Genomic DNA, 14,731 nt, shown 5'->3' with positions numbered 1-14,731 from the left:
AGGAATGAGGCTACTGCTCGTAGAAGACAATGACCAGCTCGCGCACTGGCTCGCGCGTATTCTGCTCGACGACGGCTTCATGCTCGACCGTGTCAGCGACGGCGAAGCAGCGGAAAGCGCGCTGCGCGCCGTCCCCTACGACGTGGTGCTGCTCGATCTGAATCTGCCGCACCTGTCGGGCAAAAGCGTATTGCGCCGCATGCGCGAGCGCGAGGACACGACGCCGGTGCTGATCCTCACGGCCACCGGCGCCGTCGATGAAAAAGTGGTGCTGCTCGGCGCCGGCGCGGACGACTACATCGTCAAGCCGTTCGACGCGCGCGAACTGGTCGCGCGCGTGAAGGTGCTGGCGCGTCGCCAGGCGCCTTCGCGCTCGAACAAACTCAAATGCGGCAATCTCACCTACGACATGGACCGCTGCCAGTTCGCGGTGGAAGGTGAACCGCTGGCGCTGACGCCGCGCGAACACGCGGTGCTCGAAGCGCTGATACTGCGCGCCAAGAAGACCGTCGCGAAGACCATGCTGGCGGATTCGCTCAGCAAAGGCGACGCGATGACCAGCGAAGACGCGATCGAAATCTACGTTTCGCGGCTGCGCAAGAAGCTCGAAAAGAGCACCGCGACGATCATCACGTTGCGCGGTCTCGGCTATCTGCTGGAAGACGGCGCCGATGACGAATAGCCTGCGGCTCAGGCTGCTGCTATGGCTGCTGCTGCCCATGACCGTCTACGTGATCGCCGCCGGCCTGATCGCCCACGACAACGCCGCGCGCACCGCGCGGCTGTTGCAGGACGAAGCGCTGCTGTCGTCCGCGCGCGTGATGGCGGGCGACATCGAATGGACCAACGGTTATCTGCACGCGGAGATATCGCCCAGCGCGATCGAGATTCTGAGCTCGCCGGCCGGCGACCATGTCTATTTCAGCATTCGCGAAGTGGGCGGCGCGACGATTGCGGGCACATCGGATTTCCCGCTGCGCGTGCCGGACGAATCGCCGCTCTGGTACGACGCGACGGTGAGCGGTCATCCGATCCGCGCGGTGTCGCTGATCCGGCCGATGTACGACGCGGGCGCCATCAAACACGTGGTGGTGTCGGTCGGCCGCACGCTGCTGCAGCGCGACGCTACCGCCGCTGCGCTGTGGCAACCGCAGATGCTGCATTTCGCCGGCATCGTCGCGATTGCGGTGGTGCTGGTGTGCGTCGGTCTCACGTTCGAACTGCGTCCGTTGATGCGACTCGCCAACGACATGCTCTCGCGCGCACCGAATGCATCGGTGCGGGTGCGGGCCGATCCGCTGCGCAACGAACTGCGCCCTATCGTCAGCGCGTTCAATCAGTGCCTCGATATCATCGAGCGTAAGACCGCGATGCAGCGGCGTTTTATCGCGGACGCGGCGCACCAGTTGCGCACGCCGCTCACGCTGCTCGGTACGCAGTTGCAATACGCGCGCCGTCAGGACGATCTCACGCAAATCAAGGAGACGTTGCTGGCGATGCATCGCAGCAATCTCTCGCTGGTGGCGCTCACGAATCAGTTGCTGTTGCTCGCGCAAGCGGAAGCCGCGGACTATGCCGATTTTCAGGGCGTGCCCGTCGATCTGCGCGCGGTGGCAACCGGCACGATCGAGCAATTGGCGTTGCTCGCGCAGCGGCGCGGCGTCGAATTGTCGGCGCAACTCGACGAATCCGCGGAAGTGATGGGCAACGAGCCGTTGCTGTCGGTGCTGCTGTTCAATCTGCTGGACAACGCGATTCGCTATACGCCGTCGGGCGGTCATGTCGCGCTCAATCTCGCCGCGAAAGACACGCGCTGGGTCGTCACGATCACCGACGAAGGGCCGGGCATCAGCGCCGAACTGCGCGAGCGCGTGTTCGAGCCGTTCTTTCGCGCGTCCAGCGAAGAGGGGAGCGGGCTGGGACTGTCCATCGTGCGCGAAATCGCGCGGGCGCATCTCGCCGAAGTCACGCTGGAAGCGGGTCACGACGGACGAGGGTTGAGCGTGTCGGTTATCTTCCCCGCCGTGCAGACATGATGTGACGCGGGCGATCGCGCGACCGTTCAGGCGCCGCGCGTTTCGCTCACTCGCGCGTCGAGTCGACGGGAACCCCGGCACCGCTCTCGTCCTCGGACGCTCGTCCAGGCCGCTGCACCGCGCGCACTTTTCCGCTATTACCGCCGCCGCAGAAGAAACGATCGGCGCCGTCGGATTCGAGCCCCGACACGCCGACGCCCGTCGGCAACTCAAGACTCTCCAGTACTTCTCCGGTGTTGGGATCGATACGCCGCAACTCGCTGGCGTCGTCTTCCCACGTGGCATGCCACAGGTCACCCTCGACCCAGGTTACGCCGGTCACGAAACGATTCGATTCGATGGTGCGCAGAATCGCGCCGGTCTGCGGATCGATCTGATGGATCTTGCGGTCCCGATACTGGCCGACCCATAACGAGCCTTCCGCCCACGCCAGTCCCGAATCGGCGCCGGCGCCGCCGGGTGCGGGAATCGTGCCGAGCACCTGGCCGGTTTGCGGATCGATCTTCTGGATGCGGTCGGCGGCGATCTGGAACAGATGCTGACCGTCGAAAGCGGTACCCGCGTGCGCGGCGACGTCGATCGAGCGCAGCGTGTCGCCGCTCGACGGGTCGAGCGAAGTCAGTTTGCTGCCGGCGGCGAGCCAGACGTGCTGACCGTCGTACGTGACGCCGCCCACACTCTCGACGCCCGGAAAGGGTCCATATTCACGCAGGATTCTGGCGGCTGATCGGTTCATGCTTCCATCCTAATCGTTGGAAAAAAGCGAGGGGAGTAACAAAGCCGTCGCGAATCCCGGGATGGGCGGCATCATCCAGCGGCGGGCCCGGCCGAGTCCGATCGACTGCACCTTGCCGGCCGCGGCCAGCGAATCCAGCGTGCGCTGCACGGTGCGCTGGCTGGCGCCGAGCGCCAATGCGAGCGCGGAGCTTGCCCACGATTCGCCGTCGGCGAGGCACGCGAGCAGCGCCGCGTGCGCTTCGTCCACGGGTCGCGCGAGCACCACGGCCGTGGCGGCTTCGCGCGGCGCCAACGCGAAGCCACGCTTGGTCGCGTTCACATCGGCCAGCGTGCCTAGCAATGCACGAAGCCGTCCGACTTCGACCCGCAGGCGCGCGCGGTGCGATTCGTCCGCGTGCTTTGCCCGGAATGCACGAGCGACGAGCGTGTCGCGCGGTACGTCGGCGGGCCATGCTTCGGCCAGCACGCGCACTAGCGTGAACAGCACCGGGCGGCTGGCGAGCGGGATCGTCGTCTTTGCGCTTTGTATGACGTGACGGCAAGCGTCCACCACCAGCACGTTCGACGAGGCAAGCAGCGCTTCGACTTCATCGAGCAGAAGGAGCCGCTCTTCGCCGCGTTCAATCAGACGCGCCGCGGGTGCGGTCAGTGCGAGGGCCGCGTGGTCGACCTCCGCGATCAGCGTGGGAATACCGGCTTGACGCGCGGCGCGTTCGGCGCGCGCAAGGGCGGCGCGCGCCGTTGCGGTCCGCACCCGGCGCAGCGCGATGCCGGCCACCATCAGTTCTTGGGCGGCGCGTGTCGAAGGCGGGAAGGGCGTGGGGTCGAGTCCGGCGAGCGCGCGTTCGGCTTCGTCGAGCTGACCGATCAGCAGCAGGCGCCGCACTTGCAGGTAGCGCGCATGGGCGGCGTTCAGTCGGTCGCCGTGCGCGTCGAGCAGAACGCGCGCGGCGTCGAGCGCTTTCACGGGCCAGTTCAGATCGCGCGACGCCAGCGCGATTTCGGCCTCGGCGACCACACAGCGCGCGCGGGCCAGCGGCGCCTTCGCGCCGAACGCGCGTGCGGCGCCGCGCACCAGCAGCCTGGCGCGCGGCAAGTCGCCGAGTTGCGCCATCGCGATGCCGCGCAGTGCGAGCGCGGGCGCGTCGTCTCGCAACGCAACATGATTCAGCGCGCCGAGCGGATCGCCCGCCGCGAGCGCCCGCGCCGCAGCCGTGACTAGCGAGTCCATTGCCGATCCGAATCACGCCACACTTGTCACTCCCATCGAACGATTGCTCGCGACTAATCTAGCACGACCGACAACCCCTACGCCGCGCCGGCCGCCGAGCGACCGAACCCGCGGCGCAGGATACCTAACGGAGTGAAACATGATGACGACGCATCCGACTGGAACCCGTGAACAATGGCTGGCCGCGCGGCTCGAATTGCTCGACGCCGAGAAGGCCTTCACGCGGCAGGGCGACGAACTGGTCCGGCAGCGCCAGGCCTTGCCGTGGGTCCGCATCGACAAGGCGTACCGGTTCGACACCGAGCAGGGCAGCGTATCGCTGGCCGAGCTGTTTCGCGGACGCTCGCAACTGCTCGTTTACCACTTCATGTTCGGACCGGACTACAAGGCGGGATGCCCGTCGTGCTCGGCGATCGCGGACGGGTTCGATGGACTCGTGGTCCGCCTCGCGAACCACGACGTGACCTTGTCCGCGATATCGCGGGCGCCGCTCGCGAAGCTGCTGGCCTATCGGCAGCGAATGGGCTGGACGTTTCCGTGGGCCTCGTCGTTCGGCAGCGATTTCAATTTCGACTTCAACATTGCGTTCACCGACGCGGAGCAGCGCGAAGGGCGCGTCGAGTACAACTACCAGCGCGGCGGACATGCGATGGACGCGGCCCAGGTGCCCGCGCCAGTCGCGCAATTCGCGGCCACCTGCGGGACCGATCCGGCGACCTATACGCAGGACCGGCCGGGGCTGAGCGCGTTCGTGCTGGAGGATGGCGTCGTGTATCACACGTATTCCACCTACGCGCGCGGTGTGGATGGCATCTGGGGGATGTACCAGTGGCTCGATCGCGCGCCGAAGGGGCGCAACGAAACGGGCGTCTGGTGGAAGCGGCATGACGAGTACGCCACGCGCTGAGGTGGGGTATGGCTTATGCGAGTGCAACCGGCCGCGGGCACTTGACGCGAGTCCGGGTCGGCGAGCGGGTCTTCGTTGTCGTCATTGCCGCGCTATTTGCCGCTAGCGTGGCTGTGACGATCGTCTGGTGCGCGTCCATGTCGAAGATGGGCGCGATGCCGATGCCCGGCGGCTGGACGATGTCGATGGCGTGGCGGCCGATGTGCGGACAAACCTGGGCGCGCGCCACGGCGTCGTTTGTCGGCATGTGGGCCGTGATGATGGTGGCGATGATGCTGCCGTCGTTCGCGCCGGTGTTGTGGCGTTATTGGCGCAACGTGCGTGGTACTGGCGAGGCTGGCGGCGTTGGTCTCGCCGGTCTCGCTGGCGAGATACGGGCAGGTGGATTGAGCACGCTGATGGGCATCGGCTACTTCTTCGTGTGGACCGCTTGCGGATGCGCGGCCTTTGCGCTCGGCGCTGCGCTGACGGCGCTTGAAATGCGCTGGCCGATGTTGGCGCGAGGCGTTCCGCTCGCCATCGGCCTGATCGTGCTGAGCGGAGGTGCGCTTCAGTTCAGCCGATGGAAAGCGCGTCGTCTGGCCTGTTGCCGTAAAGCGCCGACGTGCGCACAGACTCGGCCGGTCGACGCCCGTTCAGCGTGGCGGCATGGCGTGAGCATCGGTCTGCATTGCAGCTATTGCTGCGCCGGCTTCACGGCGATCCTGCTCGTGAGTGGTGTGATGGACCTGCGTGTGATGGCGGCCGTCACGGCGGCCACAAGCGCCGAACGCCTCGCGCCTGATGGCGTGCGCGTTGCTCACGTCATCGGCGTCGTGGTGCTTGGTGTCGGCATGTTGCTGATCGCGCAAGCGCTTGGGTTTGCATGACACGTCACATCTGAACGCACTTAGCGCGTATTCGATCACCAGCTTCCCTGCGTCGGAATCGAATCGACCGATCCCGTCGCCAGCGCAAGCGCCGCAGCCGCCGACAACGCGCCGCTATAACTATCCGCATCGGCATTCTTCGCCGCCAGCAGTTGATTCTGCGCGAGCAGCGCGTCGGTGACCGAGCCGACGCCGTGGCGATACGCGTCGAACGCGGCGTCGTACGTGGTCTGCGCGGCGGCGAGCAATTCTTTCGCGGCAGCCTGCGCGCTCAAACTCGTCTGCAGCGTGTTCTGCGCGGCGACGATCTGCCGGACCGCTTCCTCGCGGCTGCGGGCGAGGCGGGTGGTCGCGCTGTCGGCGTCGTTGCGCGCCTGCGCGAGCACCGCCGAACGCAACCCGCCGTCGTAAATCGGAATCGTCACGCCGACGATCACACTGCCGCCGTAGTGCCCGCCGCTCAGGTTCACGGTTGGCAATTGCTGACCGATGGCCGGCACCGCCGAGATCGACGAGCTGCCGGTGTGGTACGCGCCGGACGCCGATACGAACACTTTCGGCATGAACTCCGATTCGGCGGCTTTCACCCTCGCGAGATTGACCCGCTCGGCCGCGTACGCGCTCAACACGTCGGGGCGTCGCGCAATCGCGGACGACACGATCTGTTCGATCGAGTCGTTCATCGTGGCGGGTAGCGCATGCGTGGGCAGCGTCGCGATTCGTGGTTTCGACAGCGGCGAGATGCCCATCGCGGAGATCAGCATCAGATAGCTGTTGCTTTCGGCGCCCTGGGCCTGGACCAGCGCGAGCTTCGCCTGGGCGCGGTTCTGATTGGCCTGCGCGACTTCGATGACGGTGCCGACGCCATGCTTGTAGCGCGACTGCGCGGCGGCGAGGATCGCCTCGGCGTTGTCGAGCCCTTGCCGCGTCGTGTCGATGCGGGCACGTGCCGCCTGATAGCTGTAGAACGCGACGCTGACGTCGAAGATCACTTGCTGGTGGACGGCGGTGAAACCGATGTTGGCGATCACCGAGCCCTGCGATGCCGCCTCGACGCGCGCGGCGCGTCCGCCGAAATCGAACAGCAGCCAGTTCAACGCGAGCACCGAGGTTTCGCCGTGCCCCGACGCGGTCGCCGACGAATCGCCGAGCGCCGATGTGGAGGAGCCGTGCGCGTCGGCGTACAGGCCCATCGCTGCCGCCGACAGTTGCGGAAGGTAGGCGGCCTTCGCGATGCCGGCCGCGAGCGCGGCGTTGCGCGCGTCGTTCCACGCGATGCGGGTCAGCGGATTGGCCGATTCCGCGAGATCGATCAGTTCCGGCAGGTTGTAGTCGTGCGCCTGCTCCAGCGCGGGCGGAGGCGGTACAGCGGCGAGCGCGGGATTCGCGGGCAACGTGTAGCCGCCTGCAGACGTGGCTGAAACGCCTGAAGCACCTAAGGCATTCGAGGCACCCGCAGCGTTCGAAGCCCCCGAAGCCCCTGAAGCGCCCGCCGGCCCCGGCACGATCGCGCCGGACGCGTCCGTGCGCGGTTGCCAGGGACGGTCCGGACTATCCGGCGCCATGTCCAGCGACGACGTCGCGCAGCCGGCCAGACCCGCCGTCGCCAGGATCGCCAGAGCGAATGGTGCGTTAAACCGGCGCATGAGTCGCAAGGCCTTTCGCTGCATCGTCCGACGCGGCGTGTTCGAGTTGAGTGAGACGTGCGTCGCCGAGTTTCAATAACGCGGTGCGCGTGTCGTCGAGCGAGGGTTCCGGCGGCGTGGGGTGAGCGGCCTTCGCTTCGCCGCTCGCAACGTCAGCCTGACGCTGCGGCATTTCGCGCGTGATCCGCCGAAGCCAGCTATCGATCGCGACATCGCCCGGCCGCTGTTCGGCGAGCAGGAACATCGGTCCTTCGAGCGCGCCGAAGCCGGCCAGCACGTCGCGCCGCTCAGCGATCCACTCGGGTTCCGGCCGAACCCACGACGGCTCGTAATGCATCAGCGCGAGGTCCTGTTGCAAGGCGCCGTATTGCGCCATCGCGCTCGCGGCCTGAGTGCGGCGCGTGCCGCTTTGAGCGAGCGACGTCAGCCGTTGCCACTGCTGCTGCAAGGCGGCGAGCGCGACATCGACACGGGTGGCGACGCTCACCGGCCACACGCGCGTGAAGACCAGATAGACGACCACATTGCCGAGCAGAATGCCGATCGTGCGGTCGCGCGCCACCGTCAGATCGAAGGCGGGCGCCGCGCCCTGAACCACGCACAGGAAAAACGCGAAGGCGATCTGGAAGCCCGCATAGCCGATCCGCGGCGAACCGAACGCGACCCACGCCGCCAGCCAGGCGCCCACCATTACGAGCGCTATCAGGCCGACGATCGAGGTCAGCGCGGGCGTCACGAACACAATCGCCGCCGTGCCGACGAACGCGCCGACGAGACAGCCGACGATCCGCAACGTCAACTTCTCGACGGTTTCGGCGGTGGTGCCGAGCGACACGATGTAGACCGTGATGAAACAGGTATGAATACCCGGCCAGTCGATCTGCGAGTAGAGCAGATAGCAGAACAGCGCCGCGACGGTGGTCTTCAGCGCATAGCGGACGTGGTCGGGATTGGTGAAGGCGTCAGGCAGGAAGAAGCCGCCGGGTTTGGGCTTGGGTGTGGATGTGGGCGTGGCTGTCGGTGCGGGCGGTGTCGGTGCTTCGGCTTCGCTCGTGGCTTCGACGACGGTTTCGACCACGGCGAAACCCGTAATGGCGGCGCTCAGATTGTCGACGACCATCCGCGCGAGCGGCGGCAATGCCGTCGAACCAGGCAACGCGAGTTCGATCTCCACCGGATACCCACCGGCGTCGAGCATGTGCGCCATGTTCTCCAGCGTCTCCGCCAGCGGCGCGGCGAACGTGGCCGGCAAGCGGGCCGACGGTTCGCGAGCCCCCAGATCCGCCGCGACGAGAATCGCCAGCGTCGACGAGACGGCTTGCCGCAGCGCCGGAATATCGGCGCGCGCCGACGAGCCGTCCACCACCGACAGCTTCAGCCACGTCCCGAGTTGCGCATCGCCGTCACGCAGGCAGGCGGTCAGCGCGGCGCGCGCGGCATCGTCCGGCTCGCTCAGGCCGCGTGCCGCCGCTCGCAAACGCTTTGCCAGCTCGCGGCCGGCCAGTTGTCGCGGCGACGGCGCCAGCAGCATGTTCACGCAGATCGACACGCCGACCGGAATCGCGACGAACAACCACGTATAGAGCAGCGCGCGCGTCGCCACTTCGCCGAACGGCACGCTGCCGAGCTTGTCGAGCCCGAAGCCGACGATCATCGCGAGGATCGCGCCCACCGGCCGCAGCTTGCTCGCCGACGTCACGAACAGCAGCGCGAACGACAACCCCGCGATACACGCGACTCGCCACATCGGATCGTCGAGCGCGAAAATCGCCACGCCGAGCACGAGTCCGATCACCAGCGTGACCAGCACCATCAGCGCGGCGCTGAGCAGCACGCTCGTCACCCGGTCGGGCCGGTTGAGAAAGAACACGATATACGCGGAGAGCGCCGCTTCCGGCGTGCCATAGGCGCTCGTCACGAACACCGTCAACGCGCAGATCAGCGCGATGCGGGTCGCCATGGCCGCGCGCCCCGGATACGGCGCGAGCAGCTTCAGAATGTCCGCGGCGCCCGGGCGGGCCAGTTCACCGGCAGGCTGCGCCATGCCGGACCTCGACTATCGCGCTAGCGCCGACCCGCACCAGCCGGGCGGCCGGTTCGTCGAGACGCACTCGCACGGGGAACCGCTGGGCGACCCGTACCCAGTTCACGGACTGCTGGACGATCGGTAACGTGCGCGGCAAGTTGATGCGGTCCGAATCCGCGATGCCGGCGCCGATGCCGACCACCTTGCCGTGGATCGCCTGGCTGCGGTCGATCATCGAATAGACGGTCGCGCAGTCGCCCGGCGCAATGTGCGCCAGCGACCCTTCGCGGAAGTTCGCGACGGCGAACCATTCGTCGGCGTGGACCAGCGTGAAGATCGACTGGCTCGGCGCCACCGTCTCGCCGGCCAGCACCGACAGGCCGGTCACGAAGCCGTTGTGCGGCGCGCGCACGACGGTGTCGTCGAGACCGTGCTGGGCCAGCGCGACCGCCGCCTCGCGCGCATGCACCGTGGCGATCGCGTCGGCTTCTTCGCCGATGGTCTGCGCGCTCGCCTGCTTCTGCGCCTGGGCCTGCTGCAGCGACAGCGCGGCGTCGCGCTGCGCCACCTGCGCCTGGTCGAGTTGCTGCTGGGGCACGTAGCCCTTCGCGGCTAGCGGCGTGAGCCGCTGCACGGTGCGGGTCGCCAGGTCGTAGTTGTGGGCGGCTTTGCCGGTCTGGTCGCCGGCAATGGAGGCGTTCGCGCGCTCGCCGACGATCGTCTTGCGACGCGTGTCGAGTGAGGCGCGCGCCAGTTCCAGGTCAGCCTGGGTTTGCGCGAGCGCGAGACGGTAGGGCACCGGGTCGATCTCGAACAGCACGTCGCCCTTCGCGACCCGCTGGTTTTCCTCGACCGGCAGGCGGACGATCCGGCCGCCCACGGGCGACGCCACGTGGACGACGTCGGCGTCGATGGTGGCGTCGTCGGTGGAGGGGAAACGGGTGGAGCGGTCATACGCGTAGTACGCCGCCGCCAGACCGAGCACGACGATCACGCCCGCGATGACGCGGCCCTTGGACGAGGCTTTGCGCAAGCCGGCGATTTTCATAGGAGCAGTCCTGTTGCCGAAAGCCAGAAAAGAACCGCGACCGTCAGGCCGATGGCCACGCAGACAAAGAGAAGGTACGGAACGGTCCGCGCCCAACCGGTGGTCACGAAAATCCGCTGGGCGATCAACGAGCCGACCAGCCCAAGCAATCCGCCCAGCAGCCAGAACGGAAAATACGCGCCGAAGATTTCAACCGATGGCGCGCCGCGCAGCGCGCATCCCTGCAAGGACAGGCTCAAGGCGGCGACGGCCGCAAGCGTGCGGCCGTGGCGCGCGCACGGTCGCGGGCACGGTTCGCGGGTGCTTCGTTGGTTTGGTTTAAGCAGCATTGCGGCGTGGCCAGGGTGGTCAGGTGGTGGACGCGTCACGGAAGCAAGCGGATCACGCGCACTTTACCAGCGCCGCCCTCGCGATCGACGTTTTCGTGTGCAAGGCGGTTTTTGCTCGCGACCGGCCGTAAGCGGTTTGTTGGCGGCCGGTGTGGGCGCATGCCGTTTGCCCCCGTTCCGCGCCGCATATCCGATCGGCATATGCCCGATCGCAAGCCGCCAGGCAAGTTTGTGCCGTTACCTGAAGAGCCCTGTACTATATGGACCACAGGCACCGGCCCGGCGGCCAGCAGGCAATCCGGCGCGCAGCAGGTGCGCGGCGCGCCAGCATCGTCCCCATGAGCTTATGAACAACTTTATTCGCCCCCCCGTTTTCCATCCGGCCACGGTTGTCTTCGTCGACGATAACGATAGTTACCTCGACGCACTGCGCCGTTTCTTTCCGGATACGTCGACCAATCTGTTTTTCTCGCGGCCGCAAACCGCGTTGGCGTTCATTCGCCAGCATGCGCGCGAGAATTCGCTGGAGTTCGCGTCGGCGTCGGCGTGTCTGAGCGAAACCGGGATCGAGCGGCTGGTCGAGACGTCGGCAGAGCGCGATCTGCTCGCGCGCGGCGCGCGCTTCGCGGAGGTGGCGGCGGTCGTGGTGGACTACGACATGCCGGGCATGAGCGGGGTGGAATTCCTCGCGTCGATCGCCCATTTGCGCTGCGCGAAAGTGCTGCTGACCGGCGTCGCGGACGAAACCGTCGCGGTGAAGGCCTTTAATGCCGGCATCGTGGATCTGTATCTGCGCAAGACCGATACCGATTCGGCCAACCGGCTGGTCCATTTTCTGAACGACGCGAAGAACCGGCACTGTTCGGAAGGCGGTTGGCTGGCGTTGGGCGAAAACGGCTTGACGTACTGCGACCCGCGCACGAAAAAAGTGATCGGCGAAGTGGTGGCCGCGCACGGCATCGTGGAGTACTACTGGCGTCCCGAGCAGAACGCGATTCTGATGTTCGACCGTGCCGGTAATCCGAGCGTATTCGTTGCGTGGGCGGAGAACGACTGGATCTCGCAGGGCGAGATCGTCGCGGACGAAAGCGGTCCGGTCGAGCTGTTGCGGCAAATGGCGGTGCGCGAGGCGATGCCGTTGTTCTGGCCGCACCTGGCCTATCGCGCGGGACTGAATTTCCGTTCACTTACGCCGCAGAAGATTCCCGGCTGGGAAGACGCGTTCTACTGCTGGACGCGGATCGAAGCGGCGGAAGTCGGTATGGACCTTGTCACGTATTCGCAGTGGCGCAAGGAGAGCGTCCACTGATTGGGCGTTGAGCGACGGCCGAGAAACGGTTAACGGCCGCGATGGCTTGAAGCATCCGCGTCGAACACCGGCGCGGCGTGTGCCGACAGAAAATCGCACACCTGGCGATGCAGCATCCGCACACCAGGGCTCGATTCGAGCGCCCGCCAACATCCATGCACGAGCCCGGCGCCGATCCAGAGCCGGGCCTCGCCGCCAGCCGCCTCGATGCGTTCCACGAACACGCGCGCGTCATCCCTTAGCGGATCATGTTCGACCCCGATCGCGAGTGTCGGCGGCAGGCCGTCGAAGCGCGTGCCTTCGAGCGGAATCGTCCATGCCGGGTAGGGCGGCTGCTCTCCCCAATACAGATCACGAAACGAATGGACGTCGCTCAGCTTGAGCATGGGCGCTTGCGCTTCGGTGTCGCGGGCGGGCGGCTGCGGATCGGTGCCGAGCATCGGATAGACCAGCGCGAGCCCTTGCACGCCGCCAACGCCGTCGTCGCGCAGGCGCATCGCCACGCTGGCCGCGAGCGTGGCGCCCGCGCTGTCGCCGGCGAGCTGCAACGTCGTGCCGCTGTTCAGATTGAACGGTAGCCGTCGTTCCAGCGCGGCGAGTGTGACTTCGATACAATCGTCATGCGCGGCCGGCGCGCGGTGTTCGGGAGCCAGCCGGTAATCGACGGCAATGACATCGAGCCCGGTGTCGGTGGCAATGCGCGCCGTGACGAGCTGATGACTGTCCAGCGAGCCGAGCACGAAGCCGCCGCCGTGAAAGTACAACACGGCGCCGTGAGCGGCCTGCTCGCCGCGCGCGCGATGCCGGTAGAGCCGCAGCTTGAGCGCATGACCTGCGCGGGTTGGGAACTCGGCGTCCCTGACGCTCAATTCGTCCGGCAACGCCGGCGTCAGTGTGGCCGCGTAGCGATCGTAAAGCTCGCGCTGTTCACGCGGCGACAGCGACGTAGTGTGCGCGGGATAAATCGCCACGGCCCGTTCGATGAATGCGGCAATTTGCGGTTCGAGCATGTTGACTCACTGGTCTAGGTCTTCACCGGCAGGCCGATAACGCGCCCCGCGTATGTTGCCGCGGGCCGTTCGGCATGCGCATCGGCCAATGATCGCACGAGAGTCGCAACGTCAGGGTCGAACGTGACCGCGCGCGGGCCGCTGGTGTCGACGTGCAGCAGCATCTGTTCGCCGGCGGCGACCGGTTCAGCGCCATCGCCCGCGAACATCTCCAGATACAGATGCAGCCGCTTTGCGTCATGCCCGAGTATCCGCATGTCGACGCGAACCGGCGTGCCCTCCTTGATCTCGTGCAGATAGTTGATGTGCGCTTCGAGCGTGTAGATCGAGCGGCCGCGCGCCTTGCGCACCGCGTCGGGCAAACCGATCAGGTCGATCAACGCATCCGTCGCGAAGCTGAAGATCAGCATGTAGAACGCGTCGCGCAAATGGCCGTTGTAGTCGACCCATTCCGCGCGTACTGAATCGCGATAGCTGGGTAGAGAAGCGGGTTGCGGCATGGGCAAATCGTCTCCGTGGTCGGTTGAAATGATTCAGGTTCGGTACCGCTCAGGCCTCCGGACCGTCGGCCTGAGCGGCATAGGCGGCGTCTCCCACAGCGTCAATCGGCAGGCTGCAATCCATGCCGCGCTTTCGCGTCGCTGATCGCCGCCAGCACGCTCGTAATGCAATCGTCGCGATAACGCTCCAACTGCTTGATCGAGCGCGGGCCGACCTGTTCCGCCGTGCCGTCCACCACGCGATCGATCAATTCGTCCGTGAGCTTCGGCGCCACCAGTTTAGTCCATGGTAGTTCGAGCGCAGGGCCGAACTGCTGCATGAAGTGACGCATGCCGGCGTCGCCGCCCGCGAGCGTGTAGGTGAGGAACGTCCCCATGAACGACCAGCGGATGCCCGCGCCGAAGCGGATCGCGTCGTCGATTTCGCCGGTCGTCGCCACGCCTTCGTTCACCAGATGCAGCGCCTCACGCCACAGCGCTTCGAGCAGACGATCGGCGATAAAACCCGGCACTTCCTTGCGAACGAGCAGCGGCCGCATCGACAGTGCGCGGTAGATGTTGAGCGCGGCGTCGATCGTTGCCGGCGCGGTCGCGGCGCCGCCCAGCACTTCGACCAGCGGCAGCAGATAAACCGGATTGAACGGATGCCCGACGATGCAGCGCTGCGGATTCACCGCCCGCGCGTAAAAGTCGCTCGGCAACAGCCCCGACGTGGACGACGCGATGATCGCGTCCGGCTTCGCGGCGCGGCTGATCTGCTCGTGCAGCGCGAGCTTCAGTTCTTCGCGTTCGGGCGCGCTTTCCTGAATGAAATCGGCCTGCGCGACGCACGCTTCGATCGTCGCGACAAAGCGCAAGCGTTCCGGCGACGCACCCTCGGCCAGCCCGACGCGTTCGAGCGCCGGCCACGCATTGGCGATGTTCTCGCGCAACTGTTTTTCCGCGCCCGGCGCCGGGTCCCACGCGATCACATCGAGTCCATGCGCGAGCGCGCGCGCGACCCAACCGCTGCCGATCACGCCCACGCCGATGGCCGCAAATGTTTTGATATCGACGATCACTGCCATTGCTGAGATTTCCTT

Annotated in this window: 14 protein-coding genes; 5 read left to right on the top strand and 9 right to left on the bottom strand. The window is 66.5% G+C overall.

Features of this window, described 5'->3' with window-relative positions; translation table 11 throughout:
- The first annotated feature begins 4 nt into the window (after positions 1-4).
- Both HWY05_RS04910 and HWY05_RS04905 read left to right on the top strand, forming a co-directional pair.
- Positions 5-682, top strand: a complete 678-nt coding sequence (locus tag HWY05_RS04910) for a response regulator transcription factor (RefSeq protein WP_035559022.1) — start codon at positions 5-7, stop codon at positions 680-682.
- Positions 672-2,036 (top strand): sensor histidine kinase, encoded by a 1,365-nt coding sequence (locus HWY05_RS04905; protein WP_176057565.1) that lies wholly within the window; start codon positions 672-674, stop codon positions 2,034-2,036. The genes HWY05_RS04910 and HWY05_RS04905 overlap by 11 nt, the downstream gene beginning before the upstream one ends.
- Positions 2,037-2,082: 46 nt before the next feature.
- On the opposite strand, the gene HWY05_RS04900 is transcribed toward HWY05_RS04905, so the two are convergent.
- Both HWY05_RS04900 and HWY05_RS04895 read right to left on the bottom strand, forming a co-directional pair.
- Complete coding sequence (locus HWY05_RS04900) at positions 2,083-2,772, bottom strand: PQQ-binding-like beta-propeller repeat protein (protein ID WP_035559013.1); 690 nt, start codon at positions 2,770-2,772, stop codon at positions 2,083-2,085.
- A 9-nt stretch (positions 2,773-2,781) separates the two neighbouring features.
- Positions 2,782-4,005 (bottom strand): helix-turn-helix domain-containing protein, encoded by a 1,224-nt coding sequence (locus HWY05_RS04895; RefSeq protein ID WP_176057564.1) that lies wholly within the window; start codon positions 4,003-4,005, stop codon positions 2,782-2,784.
- A 142-nt stretch (positions 4,006-4,147) separates the two neighbouring features.
- Between HWY05_RS04895 and HWY05_RS04890 the strand changes: the two genes are divergently transcribed.
- Together HWY05_RS04890 and HWY05_RS04885 are read left to right on the top strand one after the other, a co-directional pair.
- Positions 4,148-4,912 (top strand): DUF899 domain-containing protein, encoded by a 765-nt coding sequence (locus HWY05_RS04890; protein ID WP_176057798.1) that lies wholly within the window; start codon positions 4,148-4,150, stop codon positions 4,910-4,912.
- An 8-nt stretch (positions 4,913-4,920) separates the two neighbouring features.
- Positions 4,921-5,781, top strand: coding sequence for a DUF2182 domain-containing protein (locus HWY05_RS04885; RefSeq protein WP_176057563.1), 861 nt, complete (start codon positions 4,921-4,923; stop codon positions 5,779-5,781).
- Between the two features lie 35 nt (positions 5,782-5,816).
- Here HWY05_RS04885 and HWY05_RS04880 read toward each other — a convergent pair whose 3' ends face one another.
- Genes HWY05_RS04880 through HWY05_RS04865 form a run of 4 tightly spaced genes read right to left on the bottom strand, consistent with a single transcriptional unit; the run spans position 5,817 to position 10,740 of the window.
- Entirely contained in the window at positions 5,817-7,427 is a 1,611-nt protein-coding gene (locus tag HWY05_RS04880) for a TolC family protein (RefSeq protein WP_176057562.1), read from the bottom strand.
- On the bottom strand, positions 7,414-9,471 hold the full coding sequence (locus tag HWY05_RS04875) for an FUSC family protein (RefSeq protein ID WP_176057561.1): 2,058 nt from the start codon (positions 9,469-9,471) through the stop codon (positions 7,414-7,416). The genes HWY05_RS04880 and HWY05_RS04875 overlap by 14 nt, the downstream gene beginning before the upstream one ends.
- Entirely contained in the window at positions 9,452-10,501 is a 1,050-nt protein-coding gene (gene mdtN / locus HWY05_RS04870; protein WP_035558995.1) for a multidrug transporter subunit MdtN, read from the bottom strand. Before mdtN ends, HWY05_RS04875 begins: the two co-directional genes overlap by 20 nt.
- On the bottom strand, positions 10,498-10,740 hold the full coding sequence (locus HWY05_RS04865; RefSeq protein ID WP_176057560.1) for a hypothetical protein: 243 nt from the start codon (positions 10,738-10,740) through the stop codon (positions 10,498-10,500). Before HWY05_RS04865 ends, mdtN begins: the two co-directional genes overlap by 4 nt.
- 436 nt (positions 10,741-11,176) lie before the next feature.
- Here HWY05_RS04865 and HWY05_RS04860 point away from each other — a divergent pair, with 436 nt between their 5' ends.
- A complete protein-coding gene (locus tag HWY05_RS04860) occupies positions 11,177-12,139 on the top strand; it encodes a response regulator (protein WP_035558992.1) in 963 nt (320 codons plus the stop codon).
- Between the two features lie 29 nt (positions 12,140-12,168).
- On the opposite strand, the gene HWY05_RS04855 is transcribed toward HWY05_RS04860, so the two are convergent.
- The 3 genes from HWY05_RS04855 to HWY05_RS04845 all read right to left on the bottom strand — a co-directional run bounded on the left by HWY05_RS04855 (position 12,169) and on the right by HWY05_RS04845 (position 14,716).
- On the bottom strand, positions 12,169-13,149 hold the full coding sequence (locus HWY05_RS04855; RefSeq protein ID WP_176057559.1) for an alpha/beta hydrolase: 981 nt from the start codon (positions 13,147-13,149) through the stop codon (positions 12,169-12,171).
- 14 nt (positions 13,150-13,163) lie between these two features.
- The gene (locus tag HWY05_RS04850; protein WP_035558986.1) at positions 13,164-13,649 is read right to left on the bottom strand and encodes a thioesterase family protein; all 486 of its coding nucleotides are present in this window, start codon (positions 13,647-13,649) and stop codon (positions 13,164-13,166) included.
- A gap of 101 nt (positions 13,650-13,750) precedes the next feature.
- Positions 13,751-14,716, bottom strand: a complete 966-nt coding sequence (locus HWY05_RS04845; protein ID WP_035558984.1) for an L-carnitine dehydrogenase — start codon at positions 14,714-14,716, stop codon at positions 13,751-13,753.
- Positions 14,717-14,731: the final 15 nt, after the last annotated feature.

The organism is Paraburkholderia sp. BCC1876 (genome assembly GCF_902833695.1).
Lineage (GTDB): Bacteria > Pseudomonadota > Gammaproteobacteria > Burkholderiales > Burkholderiaceae > Paraburkholderia.
This window is presented reverse-complemented; position numbering and strand designations above follow the sequence as displayed.

Coding starts and splice junctions, on each gene's coding strand:
- HWY05_RS04910 (WP_035559022.1), top strand. CDS start 5: ATGAGGCTACTGCTCGTAGAAGACAATGACCAGCTCGCGCACTGGCTC.
- HWY05_RS04905 (WP_176057565.1), top strand. CDS start 672: ATGACGAATAGCCTGCGGCTCAGGCTGCTGCTATGGCTGCTGCTGCCC.
- HWY05_RS04900 (WP_035559013.1), bottom strand. CDS start 2,772: ATGAACCGATCAGCCGCCAGAATCCTGCGTGAATATGGACCCTTTCCG.
- HWY05_RS04895 (WP_176057564.1), bottom strand. CDS start 4,005: ATGGACTCGCTAGTCACGGCTGCGGCGCGGGCGCTCGCGGCGGGCGAT.
- HWY05_RS04890 (WP_176057798.1), top strand. CDS start 4,148: ATGACGACGCATCCGACTGGAACCCGTGAACAATGGCTGGCCGCGCGG.
- HWY05_RS04885 (WP_176057563.1), top strand. CDS start 4,921: ATGGCTTATGCGAGTGCAACCGGCCGCGGGCACTTGACGCGAGTCCGG.
- HWY05_RS04880 (WP_176057562.1), bottom strand. CDS start 7,427: ATGCGCCGGTTTAACGCACCATTCGCTCTGGCGATCCTGGCGACGGCG.
- HWY05_RS04875 (WP_176057561.1), bottom strand. CDS start 9,471: ATGGCGCAGCCTGCCGGTGAACTGGCCCGCCCGGGCGCCGCGGACATT.
- mdtN (WP_035558995.1), bottom strand. CDS start 10,501: ATGAAAATCGCCGGCTTGCGCAAAGCCTCGTCCAAGGGCCGCGTCATC.
- HWY05_RS04860 (WP_035558992.1), top strand. CDS start 11,177: ATGAACAACTTTATTCGCCCCCCCGTTTTCCATCCGGCCACGGTTGTC.
- HWY05_RS04855 (WP_176057559.1), bottom strand. CDS start 13,149: ATGCTCGAACCGCAAATTGCCGCATTCATCGAACGGGCCGTGGCGATT.
- HWY05_RS04850 (WP_035558986.1), bottom strand. CDS start 13,649: ATGCCGCAACCCGCTTCTCTACCCAGCTATCGCGATTCAGTACGCGCG.
- HWY05_RS04845 (WP_035558984.1), bottom strand. CDS start 14,716: ATGGCAGTGATCGTCGATATCAAAACATTTGCGGCCATCGGCGTGGGC.